Source organism: Cellulophaga sp. 3_MG-2023 (assembly GCF_030546975.1).
Lineage (GTDB): Bacteria > Bacteroidota > Bacteroidia > Flavobacteriales > Flavobacteriaceae > Cellulophaga.
The window spans coordinates 838,987-861,197 of record NZ_JAUOPS010000001.1 but is presented as its reverse complement, the minus strand read 5'-3'; the positions used below and the strand labels follow the sequence as shown (position 1 = coordinate 861,197).

Genomic DNA, 22,211 nt, shown 5'->3' with positions numbered 1-22,211 from the left:
ACCTATTTCTTAATCTGCTTATGGTATAAATCAGCTAAATAATACTCTAAAAAGTTTACAATGTCTACTTCGGTTTTACCATTGGTGTACATTAAATAAACTTTGTTTATATGCTTGTCTTTAAAGGCAGTTAAACGTGTACTATTAATTTCATCCATAATGTCCCAAGTACGCATACCTTCTAACATATTTCTATGGTTGTCAAAACGCTCATTAACAACCTTTAGTTTTTCTACAGAAGCTTTTGTTTTTTTAACTTTAGGGTCGTTATTCTCAGCATTTAAACGTATAAACTCTTTTTCTAGTTTGTAGTCTATATCTTCTGCATCTTTAACCAACTTGTTATAAGCACGTAGTACAAAGTCGTTGTATTTTTCCTGAAAATCTTTAAAATCTTCTAAGGACTTTAAATAGATAATAGCTTGCTCTTTGTAAACGGCATCTTTTTTACCAATAGCCTTAATCATATTATCTGCCAAGCCTCTTAACTCAAGGTTTTTATCGTCTGGTATTTTTCCAAAGTTAGGATCTTTGGTTAGTTGTAAAATGGTGTCTGTAATATTATTGGCGTAATCTACGTATTTGTATTTTTTATAATTAATAGTAATAATACTGTCTCTAGTTTTACGTTTTTTGTCTTTTTTCTCCCATTTAATTTTAGGTTTTTTAACGTCAAAAGAATAGTTGTAAGAGAAGGTTGCTGTAAATTCTTTTAGACCAGAAACCGTTGGTGTGGTTCTAAAAAGTTGAACTGCATTTAGGCTAAAATTGTGCTTTTCTAATAATATGTAAGACACACCACCTCTAAAGTTAGTTATGTTAGTAGTGCCACCAGTGTTTTCAGTTTTATTGTAGGATGATGCTAAAACCGATTTTAACTTATTGTCAAAAAAACCTTTTTTAACGCTTAGAGTAGGACCCCAAGTAGTAGCATCTTCACGACCAATAGTATTGTATGTACCATTTAATGATGGTGTAATATTTAGGTTTAATTCTGTAAAACCAATAGTGTAGGAGGTAGCTATGTTATGAAAAGTAGACGCATCACCAATTCTAACAATTCCGCCTTGCTCGTTGGCAATATCACTTACATTGTAGTTTAAATTTATATTCTCTTTTTTTGTTTTAGAGCTCGATAAAATATAGTTGATATTTAAATTTGCATTTTGCGATATCTGCTTGTAGTTTAAAGAGTCTGTAGCGTTGTCTAGTAAATTATCATCGTTAATATCATCAAACTGATTGGTTCTAACGTTGGTATAAGTACTAAAGTTAGAGTAGGAGCCAGTAAATGTTAAACGCTCTGATGCCGTATACGTTGCATTTGCAGCACCAACAAATCTGCTTGTAGGATTTGCTTTTTGGTCGTCTAAATCATCTCTCTGAAAACCGACATTAAAGCTTAAATTAACTTTATTGTTAAATAGCGGTCTAGATAAGTTTAGTGTAATATTCTCAAAATCGTTATTAAAAAAATAAGCACCTAAAGTCTCATAACCAGGATCTACACGCTCATAATTAACACCAAGATTTGCTTGGTAAAACGAGTAATTTACACCTAATTTATAAGCATTGTAATATTCTGTAGAAGCTCGGTTTTTAAAAAAACTACCCAATAATCCTTTTTTACCGCTAGAGGTTTCTTGTGCTCTAGTGTCTTGTGTTATGGCAGTTGTAGCATATTCTGCACGCAACTCTAAGTTTTTAGATAGGTCTACACTACCTTCAAAACCAAGAACAAGGTTTTCTTTAGGTAACACACCTTCTTCATCTGGGTTAATATCAATAGAGTTTTCTTTGTCCGATGCATAAAAAGTAGACACGCCTACACTGTATTTATCTTGCTCAAACACCGTTTTAAAACCATAACCCATTCTTTGGTAGGCAACAATAGCACGCTCATCTTCTACAGGCTCTGTGGCCTTTAAAAGTCTGCCATACATAGCACTAAATGTAAAACCTTTGCTAGGTGTTAGTTCTACACCACCACCAGTAAATTGGTGTCCGCTTAAGGTGTAAGGAGAAAATGTCATATTTACATCTCCAATATGGGCAGTAATCCATTTGTATTTAGGGTGTAAGCTTAGCCTGTTAAAATTAAAAGGCAATTGGTAGCCTAACTGTTCCCCTTGGTTAGAGTAGTTGTAGCTAACAGGAATAGAAAAATTATAGTAGCTAAAATTTAAATTTCCTTGTGCGTAATATGTAAAAGGTTCTCTGTTGTTTCTTTGGTTGCTACTATAAAATACAGAACTAGCGGAAATACCTCCGCCTACTTTAAAAGGCGAAGATTTTCCAAAAGTCTCTAAATCTACACTTTGCGATATGGCAAGTGTAGGTAGTAGTATAAAAAGTGAAAGTAGTAAGTTTTTCAAGAAAAAAGTTGGTTGGTGTTTATAGTAATAGTAAAAACAAGAATTATAGTTTTTCTCTTAAAATATGGTTTATAGCCATAGCTTTTAAAACCTCTTCTTTGGTTTTTAACTTGTCTAATTTGTCACTTTCTTCTTTTCTAAAAGGAACGTATGTTTTGTAATTATAGGTTACGTATGATGCCAGAGGCACCCTTTTAGCATTTAATAAGTACGTTTTTTTATACGTAGTATTATTTGCAAATGTTTTAAACTCATACACACCGTAACCAATTAATAAAGGCTCACTATCTGGGTTTTCTTCTGTAGCAGTATTTTGGTAAATTTCTAACTCAGTAGCAGTAACCATCATAGTACTTTTAATACTAGTTGTTTGTTTAGGAGCATAGGTTTTTATAAAAATATCACGATTTTCAAAGTCTCTTTCAACTTTGTAGCCAATGTGTTTTTTAAGCTCTTTTTCGTTGTTTTGTAACTCTACCAATTTTGTTGGTATTTTGGTAGATTTTGCAATTAAATTAGGAATATTAGCTTCATTATAGCCGTTACTATTTAAAAAACCAGCTTCTACCAAGTACTTTACAATTCTTTTTTGCGTAATATAAAAGCCTTTTTCTACTATAGCAAGTGTGTCTTGTATTTTGTCTCCTGTAACCACGTGGTAGTCTTTAGTTTCATCATCATGAAATAAGATAGACTTGTAAACTATAGTTTTTACTTTAAAAAGCGGATTACCATCTACGTCTGATATTTGATAGTATTTAGGCTTTTCTGTTTTTACCTTTTCTATGTTTGCAATTTTCACTTTATCTAAAAATATCTCTCCTTTTTTTTCTTTTATTTTTTGTGCGGTAGCACCAAGAGATACTAAAAATAATGAGGCAATAAGCAATTGTTTTTTCATAATTATATGTAATTTATTTGGGTGATTTTTTTGTTTTTATATTGATTTGTTGCTCTGCTTAATCTTTACGGCACTAGCGTGACGCTCGCGCTAGCGGGGGGAGGGCTAGTGGGGCTAATAGTTTTTATTGGATTTTAAACGGTTGTAAACCTCTTCAAAAACAATAGGTATATTTTTAAAGTATTCATAACCTATTTCTTTTGATGCTTCTATGTAGTCAGGAAAAAAACTTCTTTCATGCTTACAAATTTCTTCATAGAGTGGATTGTTCGTCAATCTTGCAATAATAATTCTTCGTAATAAAACACCATTATCATTAATATTATATTGTTCGAAATTATCCAATTCTATAGAAGAATTTAGCTGATTATCTAAAATTTGTAAGGAACGTACGTTTTCGAGTTTAGGTATTAAATCTTGTTCAATAATATATTTGATTACCTCTTTAAATTCTTCTATTCCATTGTCACTAATTTCAAAGGTTAACCATCCTGTTTCTTTAACATTTTGAGGAAATTTTTCTTGAATTTGTTTTTTGTCAAAATATACTGAATAAGTAGGAGGAGTATATTTTTTATTCCATTCTGTAAATTCGGATTCTCCTTTAGTTAAGTAATATAAATCTTTCCATATATTTTCTATTTCAAGAATTGTGCAATTTCCACTCAAAGTAACTTCAAATTGATTATTAGACACACCAAGGGTTACTGTTTGAGAAAGGCTTAAAGAGTGAATAAATTTGTTGTTCTTTCTAATGTTTGTTCCTCCAGTATTACCATCAATAGTTTGTTTATTTGAATACTTATTATGTTTACATATTTCAGCAAAAGCATCATTTAATCTAATATCTAAATCTTTTTTTTTCATTTTATTTAAAAATCATTTTTAATGTTGATTTATCTACAGTCAGTTTTTTTGCTTCATTGATAATGAAATCCTGTCCTGCAGGAATAATTTCTTCCCCAGAAATTTTATCAACAATTGCTCTTCCGTTTTTTTCAACAACTGTTGATGGTAAATTTTTGGTAATAGCTTTTTGTGAATTTGTAAATTCAACATCATCTAGATATTTTATTTCAAGGTAAATGACATTTTTTTTAGTTATACTACCTACTTTCTTATTTCCAAAAAGTAATAAATCTGGTTTAGGATTTTTTCCAAGAGTGCTTACTTGTGGCTCAATTGCTAGCCTATACCCTTTAGATTTTAAGTCACTTAAATAATTAGAAATATTTGTTGGGAAATTTGAAAAATCTCCTGAAACCCACGATGAATTTACATTTTGTGTAACGGCATCATCAAATAGTTTTCCTATATATTGAGGAGATAAATTATCAAGAGTTTCATATTTAGCATCTCTTAATTTTAATTTGCCGCCTCCAACAGGTGACACTTCAATATCTCCAATATATTTCTTAAACTGAGTTGGAACAGTAGAACCTGAACGCTTAGAGATTCCTGCCATTGAATATTTAGACCACCAAGTTTCTTCTACTAATTTAAACTTATCGAATAAATCTGTATTTAATTTGAATTCATCTAAAAGTCCAGTATAATTAGGATTTTTAACTAAATCATCAAACTTTGTAAGTGTTGATGGCTTCCAATCATCTAACTTAGATAATATCTTTGGATCAATTATTCCAGCTGCTCTTAAAGTGTTTTTAGCTTTAATAAGTAACTCACTTGAAGAATTTCCAATATTTAAAAGTTTTCTCCAAACTTGTCCTTGTTTTAATATTATTTGTTTTTCAGTTGGTAATAAACCGTCTAAATTACGAGTTGCTGCCTGCCAATCTAAATGGGCTTTTAATACTAGTGCTCTTATGCTATTGTTCTTTTTAAGAGCTTCTTTAATTTGTGTTGGAAGTTTTTTAGGTATTGCTTTAATCCCATTTTTGAGTAAATTTTTAACACCGATGACAGCCATAATATTATTATAAATATTAGTGGCATTTTTTAAATTTGGGTTGTTTGTACCTAACTCAGTACTATTAACTGTTATATCGCCAATTGCCCCAGCAACTTCTGCCAATGCATATAGTCTAACCGCATAAGAAGCTCCTGATACAATTACTGGGGCTCCTGTAATAATCGTTATTCCGTTTAATGATAAGTATATATTTTTTTCAATAATATCATTTCTAATTTTATCATAGCTAAATTTCAAAAATATAGAAGGAATAATAGCTATTGAATTCTTGCTAAACCCATTATTATAAAGGGCCATTTCAATAACCTTTAATTCACCCTCATTAAAATCAATCATTATTGGAGATAGGGGAGATGTCTCAAACTGATTTAACGTTTTTACACCCGTAACAGTATACCAAGCGTATTCATTATTTCCAGCTATTGCCTGTATTGTCTCAGCTTCTTCACTAATAGAAATATTTCCGTTACTTGAATTATACATAAAAGTACGTGAATAAATTTCCGAACTTCCTGTAATTAACTCTTCTAATGATTCAATCTTTATATTTGGTTTTGTAAAATATCTTGCTGCAAAATAACCACCAACACTTTCTATATCTTCAATTTCAATTCTATTCATCCAAGCTAATGGATTGGTTTGATACATATATAATAATGTATTTAAGAAATTAGTATAGTTATCTCCATCCCAAGGGTCAAGACTTTTATCTTGTAGTTTACCTATTAAGTTTTTAATTATTTCATTGTTGTTTTCTTCAAGTAAATCAAAAAACCTTCCATAATCATCACTTGAAATTACACTTGCTAATCTATTAATGGCAATTTCTTGTTCTTCCCAAATACTTCCCTCTGAATTAGATAAAAGTGAGAATAGAGTTTCAATTTGTTCAAAACTAAGTCTTCTTAAGTTTGTTAAACAAGCAGAGTTAATTGCTTCATAAGCATTTTCGATTTTGATTGAAGTAGAATCAAATAGCGGACTTAAAATTGCGTTAAATTCTTTATCTAAATATTCAATATTACCACATACTGTATTTTTATCATTATTAGAAATTTCTAAAGACCTTAAGGTGTATGAACATGATGAACTAGCATTTTTTAAAATATGTCTTTCATTAAATTTAGGTGTTTTAGACTTTATTTTTTGAATTACTTCATTCACGGAAGAATTTTCATTAGAAATCCAATTTATTTTAGCTGAGTAATAGGAGCAGCCGTCTCCTGTAGTTCTATAGATTACAGTGCTATGTTCAATATTTTCTGGCTCATATTCAATTACACAATAATCATTTAAGCCTTCATAATTTTGAAACTTTCCTTTAGAAAATAAGGCTTTAGAAACAAAAATAGGATTAGTAAGCTCAGTTTTCTTATAAATTTTAAACCCTGAGATTAAATATGGATTTGCACTTGAAATCATCTTAACATATTTGTACTCATTTGGCTTATGAAGTATAATGTTTTTTATTGTTTTTCCATTAGGAGCAATTCCTATATTGTTGCTAAAAAATACATCTTCAAAATTTAATGTGACTAAATTTTCTGACGTAACACTTTCCCCATCTTCTTCATCTTGAAAAATATAGAACTTTAAATTTGGGTTGTGTATTTGTGCCCAGTCCATATGGCTTAAAAGATCACCGTTAGCATAGTCCATAAGCCAAGGAGTTTTTCCTTTTATATCATCTCCATAAGTTGTAAAAGGGTGTTGTAAGGCAAAAATACCGTGAGCAATTTCATGCGCTGTTACTTTTGCTAAATCTTCTTTGCCTTCTTCATCTGAGCTTAACCCACCATTAAATACAAAGCCAAATTGGCGTTTTAGTGGCATAAAGCCAGCTATAGATTTAGTTGTATTAAAACTAGAATTAAATGTAAAGACGTAGTATTTATCTTTTTGGTAGTCTATTTTTTGTTTTAAATCGCCAATAATTGCTTTTTGCTCTTGGTTATAGGTGTTTAACCAAGGTTTGTCTCCAATTTCTAATTTATTATCGGCTCCTAATAAGCCATTAGTTAAAGAAACACTTTTAGTTTCTATATTAAGCGTAGTTGCTGCTTGGTTAAAAATTGTATTTAACTCTATTGCTGTAGGTAGCTGTGCACCGTTTACAGAAACGAGTACAACATCTACAGTTTTTCTAGATAAATGCCACAAATTAAAGGCACCAGCTGTTTGCTGCTTGGTAGTATCTTGTTTAGATTTTACAACAGCGTAAATAGGTTCGTTCTCAAAAGTATACCTTCCTTGTACACTTAAGTTAATAGTGTTGTTAGTAGCTTTTGTATGCGTTAATAACTCTCCTTGTTTGGTCTTAAAAATAAGATCATCAATGGTGTAGTCCGAGTTAGATATTGCAACCGTTGCTGTAATTAAAGAAGGTGTATTTTTTTCTGCTACGTGGTTTACAATCTCATAATTGCCACCTTGTGCATCTTTTATAGTTTTGTATTCTTCATTTAATTTGGTATTATTTATTCCTGTTGGTAATTTATCATAACCGTAAGTTCCTTTAGTATTAAAAGTTACAGTAATACCTTTGGCAGTTAAAGACTCTATTTCTCCGTTTTTGGTTACACCTTCTACATTATCTGCATTTACAGGTCCGCCTTCGTCTATTTTACCACCTTTGGTTACATTACCTTCTGCATCTACGTGGTAGGTGTTGCCAGCACTATCTACAATAACTTTATCATCACCTAAAGGAGAAGTTCTAACTTGTGCATCATTAGGGTTCGTGATTACAACTTGTCCGTCTTCAACAGTAATGTAATCTTCAAAATAATCTGGAGGAATAACAAAGTTTACATTTATATTATCAATATCATTATCACCTTCAATAAGCTCAGTTAGTTCAGATACATCAGACATACCAGCACCACCGGTAGTAGCAAACTTTTCATCATACTCTGTCTCTACAAGGCCAGTTGTTAATTGCTTGTCTGTATTTATTTGTATGTTGTTAAAACTAACCCTTATTTGTGTGTCTCCTAAGTAAGGAACTACAATAAATCCCCAACCTGTGTAATTGCCATTGCCACCGTTTACTTCTTTTACGGTTACAGGAAAATCACCCGCAGTAAAAACATCGTTAACACCTAGTAGCTGTAATGGGTCTTGGTTGGTAATTACAATTTCTGGAGGTATGCCACAATTGTACTCACTAGCGTCTTCTTTACCAGGAGTTGTAAATGTGTTTATTGCAGAGTAGCTGTATCCTCCATTTTGTACACATTGGCCACCAACTCTATACTCATAGGTAGTTTCTGCTTCTAAAAAGAATAATTTCTTTTTAGTTTCTACAGTTTCAGACTCAAACCAAACATTATTACTACCGCCTTCTTTTCTAAATTGTATTTGGTAGTTGATATGGTCTGGGTTTTGTTGCCACGTAATTTCTTCTGTGGTTGTACCTTCAGACTTTGCTAAAATATACTGTGGAGCATCGCACTTGCCAGTATAGGTAAAGTAAAAAATTTCACTATAACCACCATTTTTAAATACAGCAGTTTCACTAATACCGTCGCTAACAACAGCACGCACACGCCAGCCGTATGTTTTGCCTTCTAAAAGGCTAGTTTCCCCAGGACCGTAGAGTAGGGTATTGGCAAAACCTGTAGTTTGGTATAAGTTAGGCGAAGCTAAAAAAGCCGTTTGTGGGTCTACGTTAGTATCCCAAAGTTCTCTTAACTCAAACTCATATTCTACACCTGTTGCATTTACGTGTCTTGGTGTCCATTGAAAAATAAGATTTTGAGGGTCTTGAGCAGGTACTTGTTCTCCGTTTTGTGGTAAATTTAAAAAAGGAGGATCGTTAAGTACTAAGTAAACAGGGTAACATTTTTTTTCTGATAAAGGTCTACCTGTAGTCCAATCAAAAACCTCAAAACAAAACTGATATAGGCCATCTGGTAGCGGTTTGCTGTATTCGCTAGGTGTAATGCCATCTAAGTTTTGTAAATCAAAATACGGTTGCAAATCTAGGTTAGATAAACGCAACGGAATACCTCCAGTTAATTGTATTGGAGCAGCATTTTGAACAAAATCTTTAGATTGTATGTTTACACTATTACCAGAGATAGAAAATCGTAAACGCACTTGTAAGTCGGCCTCATTAACATCTGTTAAAAGCAAGTTTACCAGTATTTTTTCTGTGGTAGAAGTGCTATAGTCAGACAGTTTTAAACTGTAAGGAGGTGTTAACTGTGGCGATACTTGTACAGGGAATAATTGAGAATGAGTAAACTGTACAGATACTACTGTAAAAAAGAAACATATAAGCCATTGTCTTTTTGCAAAAGACGACATTACTCTTGCAGAAAGAGACTTAAATAATATACCTGATAATTTACTCATTTTCAATTTTTAAAAAGTTATAAGACTTTTATTCTGTTATTTCAAACTCAAATGTATTGGATTCATGAAATCCATCATCTAGATTATACATTATTTTTACAGAATAATTTCCAGGTACAAGCCCTTGATCTATTGATTCTAAAAAATTTATATGCAGAGCACTATGATATAGTCCCTTCCAAGAATTTTGCTTTTCAATAATTCCTTGTGAAAATGTATTACAAGTATCCACCTCTGTGCTTAACATTAATAATTCTGTCCCATTGTCTAAATTAGTTAAAAGAACACTTTGGGGACCTTCTCTTAGCCAATAGAAAGAACCTTCAAAACTTATTCTAAAAGCTTTATTAAAACCACAATTGGTATTAGTGTATATATCTTGACTAAAGAAATGTCCAATGTAAGTCTCTGGTCTATATACATCAATACGAATGCTTCTTTTATAATCATTATTATATTTGTATTCTAAAGGTGTTAATTTATTTGCATTTGTTCCGTAATTTAATGCATATACTTTTCGGTAAGATCTTAAAGTAGGAAGAGCCTCCTGCGGTACTTCAAATTTTAAAATGTTTCCTTCTTTTGTTACATTTAACTTTACTTTATAGTCTTCATTTTCTAAATCAACTAAAAATAATTGTGTGTTACCTAAATCACTACCTGAAATTCCATCCACTTCAAATTCAGCGTTATAACCTAGCTCTGTTTGTAAAAAGGTACCTTCTTCCATATTTGATTTAAGTACATATTGAAAAGGTGCAGTTGTAAATTCAACAGTATTGTAAGGTGATTCTTTAAGTCCATCTACTAAGACAGTTACTTCATAAGTTTCAGAAGGACTAAGCCCTTCAAATGTATATGGATTAATATTTGTATAGACTGAATTTATATATTCTGTTTCTCCTTTTTTTCTGATAGCGAAATTTATTGAATATGTACTTTCATTAATTAAATCACCAGAATAACTAACGGTAGCTTCAGTTCCACTATTAGACACTAAGGTCACCATTCCATTAGCGTCAATTTCGGGTTCAAATTGTTCATCTTTTGAACAGGAGCTAAATACTAAAGCAAAAAGCATTAAAAATGATAGTATTGTTTTGTTGTTTTTCATTTTTATATTTAATTAAAAGGTTATTTTTTCTGTATTTTAATATCGGTTAGTATGTAAGAGGCTTGTCCGTCTTTTACATATTCTTTTATTTTTATAGCTCCGTTTCTACCATCTGCCGTAGTAAACAAAACAATTCTAGGTACTGTAGCATCTGTAAAATGCTGAGAACCACCATTGGTTTCTGTAACGGTTAAACTGCTTAAAATACTATCATCTGTCATAGCATCAAATTCAGCAACAGTTTGTAATGTAGAGCAGCCACATTGTTCTTGAGAGTTTATAATACGTGTGTTTTGTGCATTTGCTAATGCAGGGAACGTAGTAGTGCTTAAATCGTCTGGTGAAACAAACTTGTTAAAAGTAAAATCTTCGCCCAAGCCAAAAAATGCAATATCTATTAGACTACCATCTATGGCACCAAGTTTTTCTTTAGTGTAGATTTCTCTGGTTGTGGCAGAATAAAAAGCACCAATAGTATTGTTGTTATGAGCAGTGTTAATTCCGAATTTTACATCCGTTAAAGTTCTAATATTAGTATCAGCTAACAGTTCTATTGTTTTAGAGATAGATTTTGATTCTTTGCCGTTAGAAACTGTTAATGTTAGTGTTTGTGTGCCTTCAGCAGTAAAAGTAACACTTGGGTTTTCTTCTGTACTAGTTGATGGCGTTGCATTAGTAAAAGTCCAGTTGTAGGTTAAAACACCTGTACTATTATTTTGCATTGTAAGGGTTACCGGAATTTGAAGATCATCATCCTGAAAAGCAACTTCCCAATCAAAATCTGCTACCAAACCATCTGCAACCGTTATTGTTTTTTCTAGTTGATGCGTTTCTTTTCCGTTACCAACCACTAATGTTATAAGATGATTTCCAGGTTCATTAAAAACTACCGTTCCTGGTTGTTCCTCTGTAGAAGTTTCTGGAGTACCACCTGTAAACGTCCAATTATAAGTTGTGGCTCCTTTTGTGTTATTTGTAATTAGTACTGATGCAGGAGCAAAATTATTAGTTTGTATTTCGGCATCAAAAGCAACTTCTACAGCAGCATCTATACTAAAAGTAATTTCTTTATTATCTACAGATCCATCTTTGTTTGATGCGTCTAAACGTATAGTATATTCTCCTTTATTGTTGTAAACTAATGCCCCAGGATTTCTATCTGTACTGGATTCCCTATCTGCACCTATAAAAGACCAAGAATAAGAATCTGCACCAACAGTTTTGTTTAACACTTTAACAGTAACAGGTATAGAGTAATCTTCATTAATTATAGCAATTTCAAAATCTATAACTACTGGTACAGCTTGCTCTTGCGTACAACCAGTATACAAAAGTAAAATTGCAATTAAATTACAATAGTAAAGCGCTATTTTTTTAGAGTTAAGCATATTAGTTAATAATAATTTTTCTGATTTCACTCCCTTTAGCAGTTTCTAATAATAGAACATAGGTTCCAGAGGCTAATGTTGTACCGTATTCTAAATTAAAATTAACAGCAGCTTTTTCTTGACGTTCGTTTACCAAACCTTGAGACGCCATACTAAATATTTTAAGTGAAATAGGACTGGCTTCAGAAAGTAAAATATCTACATAAAATTGACCGCTAGAAGGGTTAGGATATATTTTAAAATCTTGAATAAACGGCGTTTCTGCATCGCCAATATCTGGAATGTTTGCCGCTTCACCAATAATAATAGTTTTCATATAGTCTAAGAAACAAGTTCCTTGGTTAGAGCGTAGCAATATATCATAAGAACCAGGTTCATCAAACAAAAGAATAACATTTTCATCTGTTTTAGCAATAATTACAGCTTCCTCTGGTAAAAACCATTCTACTTTATCACCTATAGGTTCACTAATATTAACCAAAGCTAATTCTTCACCAGCAAAAGCCTGAGTACTTACAATAAAGTGGGCATCTATTGGCGTATCAGATACTGTAATTACAATACTATCACCACCATTACAACCCAATAATGTTGTAACTTCTACAGTATACGTGCCAGCTTCTGTTACTTCAATGCTAGGATCCGTACTTGTAAATCCGTTATCTGACGTCCATAGATATGTAGTTCCACTACTTTGGTATGTTGCATCTAAAACAACACTTTGTCCGCCACAAAGTAATCTGTCTTCTCCTAAACTAATTAAATCTGGACTAGGATTTTCTAATGTAATTTCAACTGTCTCTGAACATAAATTAGCATCGGAAACTGTAATTGTATATGTGCCTGCCGTTAAGTTGTTTGCGTAAAAACCAGTCTGACTAGGTATAACATTACCATCTTTAAGCCAATTGTATGTGTAATCTTCTAATCCGCCACTTATACCTAAAGATATTACACCGTCTGATCCGTTGTTACAAACAGGATCGTTTTCTTCTAAAATAGCTACTTGGAGTGGGTTAGGAGCATCAATTATAACCTGACTAGTTGCTTGACAACCTTTTTCATCAGTTACAAAAAGAAGGTAAGTTCCTTTTTCAAGATTTTCAATTCTAGGTTCAGTAGAACCATTAGACCAGTTTAATGTATACGAACCAGTTCCACCAGTAATTGTAGCTTCTGCCCAACCTTCAGTACCATCAGAACATAATAAATCTCCTTTAGTAAATGTAATTACAAAAGGTTCTGGATCTAGTAAGTCGTGAATAACATCCGTCTCATTAACCAAACTATTGTTTACATAATTGCCAATAACAATACCGTTTGCATCTCTAATATTTACAGCATAGCGAGCAGCAGTTAAATTGCTAATAATGCTATCTTTTTCCTCTGTGAGTTCTTGAAAAATGCCATTTTCATCTTCTTTTTTCCAAGTATAATAATATGGTAATCCGCTATTTGCTAAAGCATCTAATTTAATACCACCTGAAGCGTGGGCAACTAATTGTCCGTCTCCAACAGGATTGTTAAACTCATTTAAACTGTTACAAGAAACAGGGTTTGTTTCTTCAATAGTAAGTAACAATTCATCAGGATCTTCAATGGAAAATTCTCCTTCAGCAAAACAAGTAGTTTTTTGTGTTGCTTGCGTATGGTTAGCATCTGTTACCGTTAAAGTATACGTGCCTTCTCCAATATTGTTTAAAGTAAAAGTTTGACTTTCTTCAACTGCATCATATGGAGAACTAGAAACAGTTGTAACTTCAACTCCAGTATTTTTATTCGTCCATACTACATTATAAGGTGCTGTACCACCAGTAACTACTGCAATAATACGGCCATCAGTGAAGCCATTTGCGGTAGCGTCATTACTTTCGTTTAATCTATCTACTGTTACTTGTAAAAATCCTAAAGCTAATATGTTGTTAGGTTCTTCAATTAATTGTTCTAAAGTTAAATCGGTATCATGATCGGGAGTATCATTGCCATCATCATCAGGTACTAATTCTTTTGCGACACATTGGTTGCCATCTCTAACCTTAATTTTATTAAGTCCGGCAGATAAGTCACTAACTGTATGTGTATATGTATTATCAAAATTAACCCAATCTTCAATAGTACCATCTGGTCTTGTTAGTTGGTATTGATAATTACCATTGGTACCACCTTCTGCTGTAATTAAAACGGTACCATCTTGTCCATCTTTACAGTATACTTTGGTTGCATCTGTAAGAGTAAATTGCACAAAATCTGGTTCATAAACATTAAAATCAATTTTATGATTATCACCATCAGCAAAAAGGGTAGTACCACCAACAAACTCAATACGAAAACCATCGTCAGTACTTCCAGGTAGATCTGTTATGGTTAATCTATCATTAATGATGTCATCAGCAATAATATTATTGATGTTTTTTATTGGGCTAGAGTTAGATAAATCTCTTATTACTATACCAAAACTTTCACCAGATTCTAGATTTTCATCAAAAACAAGAGTTATTTCGGCATCATCTGTACCGTTACAGCGCAACCCATTGTTATTTTCAATCGCAGTAATATTTGGTGCAGATGGGAGGATTTTAAATACATTATTAGTTGGAGATTCTAAATCTCCACACGTATTAGCTCTAATTGCTAAAAATTTACCAATGGTACTTTCATTTAAAAAACTTGAAGGTGTTAAAGAAAATGAAGTTTCACCTTGAGTCGCAGTTGACAAGGGCATATTTAACCAATTGCTATTAGATATATCACTTTCGTTATCTACAACTTGATATTGCCAATTGTAGATAGATGTGTTAAAGCCCATTGAATTAGCTGTGACACTTACATCAAATTCATCTTCATAACCAATAAGGTCACTAGGTGGGGTTTCTAGTTCTAATATAGGATTTATGTCGTAATTCAAGCTAATTGATAGTTTAGCATCTCCTCCATCATCGCTTCCTTGTATATTTCCTTGAAAAACACACCCAGTTGTAGGGACATTACTTGTAATATCTAAACTTGCTGTGTCTCCGTTACAATTTCTAGGGAAACCTCCTTTTTCGTGGAGAAAAGAATGGAAGAAAACACTTTTTATTCTTTTATTAACTATTCTTGTCAAGAGTAAGCTAGCTGTTTTATCATCATTATAAGCTTCATAAATTCTCTCTTGTGTATTGTCGTAGTAAGTTATGTCAATCCATAAATTGTTTGTGCCGCATCTACCATCGTCATGATATTCGTCAAATACATAATTGTAAATTTTTAATTCATATGATTGACTTAATAGAGAGTTGGAAACACCTAAAAAGAGAATTAATAAAAGAAATAGTTTTTTCATAGCTTAATAATTTACTTCTATACTCTCCAAAGTTCCAAAACTACCATTAGTAAATACAGGGCGTACTTGGTATATGTATATGTTATTAGGAGATATATTGTTATCTGTAATTTTTGTAAGTGTTGCCGGCAGTTGTTTCCAAGTAGAAGGTTTCTCTTCCTTTTTAGATTTAAAAATGACCAATTCTTTAATTTCAGATGGTAATTTTCGCCAATATAACGTAATGTTGTTTTGCTCTCTGTCTACTGTTGCATTTAATCCCTTTAAAACTTTGTCTTCTGTATTAGAAGCTGTTTCTATGGTTAGGGTAGGTGAGTCCGCAGAGACTAATCCGCTATCATCTACAGCCTGAATTTTATAGGTGTATTTTGTAGCTGCAGTTACTTTGGTGTCTTCAAAATTTGTAATAGTGTCATTTGTTTCAAAAACAAGTTCCCATTCGCTCACAGTATTTTTACGGTATAGTTGATGTTTGTCTACATCTGTACTAACACTTTTTATCCAAGAAAGCGAAACTCCATCTTTATGAACCTTATACTCTTTAAAAATAGGGGAGGAAGGAGGTACAACATCTGGCTTTTTAATTTCTAACACCTCAGAGTAGTCTGAGTTATTGTATCTGTTATCTACAGCAACTATAGTATAGTATACTTTATTATTTAAAGATTTAACTTGTACTGTATCTGTAAACTTATTTGTAGTAACAGGATCTATAGTAATTTGTGCATATTCTTCGTTTTTTATGTTCCCTCTAAAAACACGATAACCCAAAATATCTTTTTCTATGTTTGGTTCCCAAGTAATTGTGGTTATTCCTAAGCTATCCATAACACCAACAAGACCAACTGGTTTTACAGGCGGAATAGAATCTACAAACTGCACTAAAGCAGAAAACGATGCTGTTTCTGTACTATCTTTTCCAATAGCAATAACTTTTATATAATTGGTAGCGTATGGTGTGGTTACATTAGCAGACCTTACTTGCGGATTTATACCTTTTTTAATAATTTCATATTTGCCATTATCTTTAGTGGCTGCTCTTATTTGAAATTCAGCTACCTCTAATTCTTTTTCTTTTGGAAACTCCCAGAATATATCGGCATTGGTGTCTCCAATTAATTTATGATTGGTAATAAAAGGCGTTGCAGTTAATGCTTTTTGCCCTTGACCAACAATAGATTTAGAGGGCTCACCTTGCTCTCCAAAAGGCGAAACTCCTAATACTCTATAGTAGTATTTTTTGTTGTTTTGGGTTAAAGTATCTACATAATACATACGTTTTGTGGGCGAATCTTCTGTATTGTTTAGATTTACTAATGGTAAGTCATCTAAGCGTTTATAATTGGTGCCATCTTCAGAACGTTCTACATAATAAGTTGCGTAAATGCTTTTAAATAGTTCATATTCCCACGTAAGTAATACTTCTTTGTCTTTAAAAACACCCACTAAATCTATAGGAGCGGGTAGTAGCTCTGTATTAGAAGCTTCTATATAAATTAAACCTTCTTTTACATTAGTTGCTAACTCTGCAGGAATTGCAGATTTTACACGGTATAAATAGCCTTCATTACTTTTAATATTTGTGTCTTCAAAACCTAAGCCAGCTAATTTTGCAGCTTCAAAATTCATATCAGCAGCAAATAAAGCAAAAGAATAACGCTGTTCTAATTGTTGTACTTTATTTACAATAGCCATTAGTTCACCTTCATCTGTACCTACTTCAAAATCTTCACCGTGAATTGCTTGTGCTAGTATAGCGGCATTATCATTAGACATAGAAATTTCTTCCCAAGATTCTACAGGAGCAGGTTTTAAAGTGCCAGTAACAATGGTTCTTTGTTCTGGTGCATCTAACCTTTTACCATCTCTATATACTGTAAAGCGTTCTAGTGTATAGCCATAAGTATTTGCTCTTTGCCATACAACAGCATCTGTTGGTGCCCAACGCACTAAAATTTTGCCTTGTTGCGCTCTGGCAATAGCTTGTATAGAAGGCGTTGCAATGCTGTCTTGTTGTTGTGAATAAGCAGAGAACATTACAAATAAAGAAAAAAGGAAAAATATTTTTTTTATCATTAGTCTAAGTCTAATAGATTTTTAAAGTTTACAGTTTCAGATGTACCTAATTTATTGCCAGGTAAAACATATTGTACTTTTATAGTATATGTCCCTTTTGGAATAAAAGTATACTCTGTATCTAATATTGCTGAATTTGGATTAGTTAACGTAATTATACCATCTACATAATCATTTAAAACATTAGTTTTAGTAGTAGTGTAGTCTAATTTGTAAATCTCTGGTAAATTGTATCTAAACGGAAAATGTGTTCTTGTCCATCCTTTATTAATGCCATATGCGATGTTTGTAACATAATTTGTAAACAACGGTAATGCTCTTTTAGGAGGTAAACCATAAGGATCTTCTGGACGTTCTATTTTATATGCACCTGAACTGTAGTTTTGATATAGAATAGGGTTGATATCTTGCTTAAAATAACTATCATTTAAGTCGGATTCTGCAACTATCATTGGTTTATTATCTGTATAAGCAGTACCTACTATCTCAGCGGTATCAAAAGCCTCATGGTTATCTATAGCGTTGTATAGGTAAACCACATCATTTGTAATTTTATCCCAACCATAGCTATTAACTTTTATTGCTTTTATTTTTTTAGCAAAAGTGTTGTAAGCACTACTAGTAAAATTATAGCCAATACGTTCAATACTACCATCTTTAGAAACAGATTGCGCATTGTTATCTGTCACAGTCATAGTATTATCATCTCCTAGATCTGTATTGTTTTCTGTTCTACTAGATGTAGTTTCTGAACTAGCATTTTTCGGTTTACTAAAAATAGATAAAGAATACGTAGTAGATTTGTCCAATGTTGGTAAAGCATAATTAATTGTGTTACTAGCATTATTGTATGAAAATTCGGGTTTTTCTTCTTCTCCAGTTTCATTAATTAATGCCAATTCACTTTTCCACTGCGAATCGTCAAACAAGTAATCTTGACCTTGTTTTAGTTGTATATAACCTTTGTTGTATTCTTTAGGATAATAATATTCTTGATCTATAACAGGGTAGGAGTATACAATGTTTTTTAATGGAATGTACTCAGGAGCCCCACCAGTGGTAAAAGAACGTTCTTCTGTTTCTTTTGCAGGAGCACCATCTACCATTACTATTTGGTACACTCCATTTACTCTCTCTTTAAAACCAACCGTTACACTAACTTTTAAAGGTGTAGAAGGAGGTAAAATATCTTCAGGAATAAAAGTTACATTGTTACTATTTTCTCCCCATTCTAAAGTACCAGGAATTTCAGTATTACTTTCATCTGTAATTTTAAATTCGTCTAAGGTAATTTTATAAATATGGTCGCCATCTGCTTCAGGAATAGTCAATGCTTTTTCTACAGCCATATTAAACGCAGCTTGCGGAGCAGAGAATACATCGGCTTCTGTTTCACCATCTCTTGGAGTTAAGTCACTAACTATTTTTAATCCTCCAAGTGGGGATGCATTGTCAAACTCACATTCTTCACCAAGAGTTACTTTAAAGTTGAACTTACCTTTAACCAAACCTCCTAGTAAATCATAATGTCCGCCAACATAACCACGCATCCAAACAGGGTTAGGAGCTTTGGCTTGTAATAATACAGCAGCACCAGCTTTTATAATAGGAATACGCTTTTTAACAAAGAATAACTTTAAATTTATACCTAATTCTCCTTGTAAATATGCATATGCTTGTCCGTTTGCATACCAACCATTAATACCAACTTGGTCTCCTGTATTTACACATTGAGCTTGTCCATAATCTTTTAGCATAATATCAAACCCTAAACCAGCTTGAAAACGAGCGTAGAACATTAAAAAGTTCATATCACCTGTGTCTATAGAAAAATCAGAGCCAAATGCAAATCCACGACCATCACCTAATGCATTTTCATCTCTCATATAATTTAAAGATTCGGCATCTACTCCCAAAATTTCAGCAACAATTGCAGGGGGAGGAGGACTACCAGGGATATTGTCACCCAACATAAAATAACCGCCAGCTTCTGCAGAAATAGCACCCACGCCTAATTTTAGACCAAGTCTGTCTGTTGGTGTACCCATATGTACATACCATTCATCTTCAGAAGAATGAAAAACACCCCAACCAGCTCTACCACCAGAAGCTCTTCCTTGTAACACGCCACCTACTACATTAACATAAAGATCCATATTTGCATGGAATGATTTATTTACAAAATCGAACTCCATACCTATTTTAGCCGTTATACCAGCTTCACCTACAACTTCACTTTCATATTCATCATCAGCTTTATCTAAAAATGTTTTTCCAACCTTGCTATCCATAACACCATTTAAGACCTCGGTATCTACCATTTTACCTAGCTTATCTGTAAGTTTAGCAACAGGGTTGGGAATATCAAAAGCTTTCATCATTTGTGCTTCACCAAAGAAACCTAATCTATTAACACCACCGTTATTATTGAATTCAATTTCAAAGCCAGCACCAATACTTATTGCACTTTCATCAGGAATTCCTCCAAAAATCATTGCTTTTACACCTAAGCCAGTATCATCATTAGGAATGTATGAAAGTCCTGAAGGAGAAAAATCTGGACCAGCATTTGGTTGTCTAGTCATTTTATAAAATGCGCCACCAGCAAAACCAGATAGTTGTATAGGGCCAGCATTTATTTTAAGTCCGTGAACAGCAGCATCTACATACCAATATCTAAATTCTCTTTTTCCAAAAATAGCTTTACATGTAATAGGTCCAAATTCACTAAAAGTACCTTCTATATTACCAGAGAAACCATTGCCATAAATAGGATCATCATTCATTAAGAGTAACCCTCCCTTTATTTTAACGGCGCCCATATTGGCTTCAATGTTTATTTCAGAAAGGTCTATACGGTCATACTTCCATTTTTGGACAAAGTTTTCTTCTTGAAATTTACCAATAATACCCAATCTTGCATCCGCAGCAAATCCTTTATCTGATTTTCCCATAAGATTTATCTTTAAATCAAATGAAATACCAGCTTCTTGGTCATTAGAGTTAAAAGCAATATCTGCAATGGAAACAGGGAAGTTGGCAAGCTTAACTTCGTCTTTGTATCCAAAATAATCAACCTGTAAAATAGGAGCTTCTGTTTGCAGTACTAAATTCTGAAACTCTATACCTTTAAAGTTAACCATACTACTATCAGCATCTTTAGTGCCTTCGTTTTCTAAAGATTCTTTTTGGCTAGCAGATATTGCCATACGACCATTTAAAACAGCTTTAGGCTTAAAGTTATTATCTGCAACTTTAAGTTCAATAAAAGAGTTAGGTAGCAATTGTGCTTTAGCTTGCCAAACGTTAAAATTTAAAGTATCTGCAGTAGCAACACGTACAAGATATTCTTCTTCACTTATTAGTCCTTTGTAAGATAAACCAAGTTTTTTATCTTCTTTGGTAGAAGAAGTTGTTTCTTTTTTAGCAGAAATAGGTAACACTATTTGTCCATCAAATTCAGCACTAGTTATGCGGTTAGTGGTAAGTTCTACACCAATATAATCAACAGAGAAAGCCCAAGCTTTTTTATCATTAGTTCTACCTTTATCTAGTGGAATAATATTCTCAGCAGAGAATAGTCCAGATACACCATTGTTATCAATAATCATATTGGTAGCAGCAAACTTAACACGCTCTTGTTTTGCTATACTTTCTGATGTTTTAAAAGTCTTTGGCAATGAAACCTCTAAGGACTGAACATATACTCCACGCCACAATTCAACATTTGGCAATAATAAACCTTTTTCATGGTAATGCTGTGGAAAAGGAATGTCAGGAGTTCTAGTATCACTAAAATCTAGTGTGGCTTCATTTAAATTAAAAACAAACTTTTCAGGGTGTTTTGTAAGTGCAAACGGTTGAAGATCTATCGTCGCAACAATATCATTCCATCCACTAGCAACCATATCAAATTTTCCGGTAACTCTATTTGGCACCTGAGCTGTTGTACCATCTATTCTTTGTACGTTTTTAAATTCTTTTTCTGGTTCACCAAGATCCGTCACAGGAATAATTAAATTTCTAGAAAACTGTACATCTGCTGCTAGTCCCATTTCTTTTACACCATTACAGTCTATAGTAACGTATGTTAGGTTATCTGTATTTCCTGTTTTATAGTCAAAACCACCTTTGAGTTCTAATAGCCAGTTGCCAGCATTAAAAGGTATTTGCACATCACCTAAAAGAACCAGATTTGCGTCACCAAAAATACCACCATCGTGAGATAGTTTTACATTATTTGCTCCAAAAAATATTTCTAATGGATCTCCGCTTTCATCTGTTTGAGGTAATCTAACTCTAGCAAAAACTGTTAGTTCTGTATAATCTTTGTGTATTGTTGCTTTAGCTATACCTATAGAGTACTCTACTTCACTAACTGTTGTTTTAATACCTACAGGTAAGGTAACTATATCATTGTTAGATATAGTATTAACCCAAGTGTCTTTTAGATCTATTTCTTCAAGTACAGCTGCAGCTTCATTTCTATCATTAACGATAGGAGTAGGTACAGGAAATTCGTTTCTAATATTAAAAAAAGAGAATAGATTTTTAGAATTTTCTATATCCAAAAAATAACTACTAGTAGTGGTATTTTTTAAAATACTATCTATTGTAACCCTTGGTAAGTCTGGGTTTAGTTTTCCAAAACTTATAAAAGGTAAAATCAATAAAATTAATAACAAAAAACTAGAGTTGAATCTTTTTTTGTAGTTCATAAGTAGGGTTTAACAAAATGAATTT

The 22,211-nt window shown here is 32.6% G+C and carries 9 protein-coding genes; all 9 read right to left on the bottom strand.

Going from position 1 to position 22,211, the window contains the following annotated elements:
• Positions 1 to 2 precede the first annotated feature (2 nt).
• Positions 3 to 2,375, bottom strand: coding sequence for a hypothetical protein (locus tag Q4487_RS03575; protein WP_303541689.1), 2,373 nt, complete (start codon positions 2,373 to 2,375; stop codon positions 3 to 5).
• Between the two features lie 43 nt (positions 2,376 to 2,418).
• Entirely contained in the window at positions 2,419 to 3,276 is an 858-nt protein-coding gene (locus tag Q4487_RS03570) for a hypothetical protein (RefSeq protein ID WP_303541691.1), read from the bottom strand.
• Between the two features lie 114 nt (positions 3,277 to 3,390).
• Positions 3,391 to 4,143, bottom strand: a complete 753-nt coding sequence (locus tag Q4487_RS03565) for a hypothetical protein (protein ID WP_075695694.1) — start codon at positions 4,141 to 4,143, stop codon at positions 3,391 to 3,393.
• Position 4,144: 1 nt separating this feature from the next.
• Entirely contained in the window at positions 4,145 to 9,568 is a 5,424-nt protein-coding gene (locus Q4487_RS03560) for a hypothetical protein (protein ID WP_303541693.1), read from the bottom strand.
• A gap of 28 nt (positions 9,569 to 9,596) precedes the next feature.
• A complete protein-coding gene (locus Q4487_RS03555) occupies positions 9,597 to 10,682 on the bottom strand; it encodes a fibronectin type III domain-containing protein (RefSeq protein ID WP_303541695.1) in 1,086 nt (361 codons plus the stop codon).
• Positions 10,683 to 10,702: 20 nt separating this feature from the next.
• Positions 10,703 to 12,100: a PKD domain-containing protein gene (locus Q4487_RS03550; protein WP_303541696.1), complete on the bottom strand. Its 1,398-nt coding sequence runs from the start codon at positions 12,098 to 12,100 to the stop codon at positions 10,703 to 10,705.
• Positions 12,072 to 15,392, bottom strand: a complete 3,321-nt coding sequence (locus tag Q4487_RS03545) for a T9SS type A sorting domain-containing protein (RefSeq protein ID WP_303541698.1) — start codon at positions 15,390 to 15,392, stop codon at positions 12,072 to 12,074. The genes Q4487_RS03550 and Q4487_RS03545 overlap by 29 nt, the downstream gene beginning before the upstream one ends.
• Before the next feature lie 3 nt (positions 15,393 to 15,395).
• On the bottom strand, positions 15,396 to 17,468 hold the full coding sequence (locus Q4487_RS03540; protein WP_303541700.1) for a fibronectin type III domain-containing protein: 2,073 nt from the start codon (positions 17,466 to 17,468) through the stop codon (positions 15,396 to 15,398).
• Positions 17,468 to 22,186 carry a hypothetical protein gene (locus tag Q4487_RS03535; RefSeq protein WP_303541702.1) on the bottom strand — a complete coding sequence of 1,573 codons (4,719 nt, stop codon included), beginning with the start codon at positions 22,184 to 22,186 and terminating at the stop codon, positions 17,468 to 17,470. Before Q4487_RS03535 ends, Q4487_RS03540 begins: the two co-directional genes overlap by 1 nt.
• Positions 22,187 to 22,211 lie beyond the last annotated feature (25 nt).

What these genes read in the sequence shown, in the direction of transcription:
- Q4487_RS03555 (WP_303541695.1), bottom strand. Translation starts at nt 10,682, where the DNA reads ATGAAAAACAACAAAACAATACTATCATTTTTAATGCTTTTTGCTTTA.
- Q4487_RS03545 (WP_303541698.1), bottom strand. Translation starts at nt 15,392, where the DNA reads ATGAAAAAACTATTTCTTTTATTAATTCTCTTTTTAGGTGTTTCCAAC.
- Q4487_RS03565 (WP_075695694.1), bottom strand. Translation starts at nt 4,143, where the DNA reads ATGAAAAAAAAAGATTTAGATATTAGATTAAATGATGCTTTTGCTGAA.
- Q4487_RS03540 (WP_303541700.1), bottom strand. Translation starts at nt 17,468, where the DNA reads ATGATAAAAAAAATATTTTTCCTTTTTTCTTTATTTGTAATGTTCTCT.
- Q4487_RS03570 (WP_303541691.1), bottom strand. Translation starts at nt 3,276, where the DNA reads ATGAAAAAACAATTGCTTATTGCCTCATTATTTTTAGTATCTCTTGGT.
- Q4487_RS03560 (WP_303541693.1), bottom strand. Translation starts at nt 9,568, where the DNA reads ATGAGTAAATTATCAGGTATATTATTTAAGTCTCTTTCTGCAAGAGTA.
- Q4487_RS03535 (WP_303541702.1), bottom strand. Translation starts at nt 22,186, where the DNA reads ATGAACTACAAAAAAAGATTCAACTCTAGTTTTTTGTTATTAATTTTA.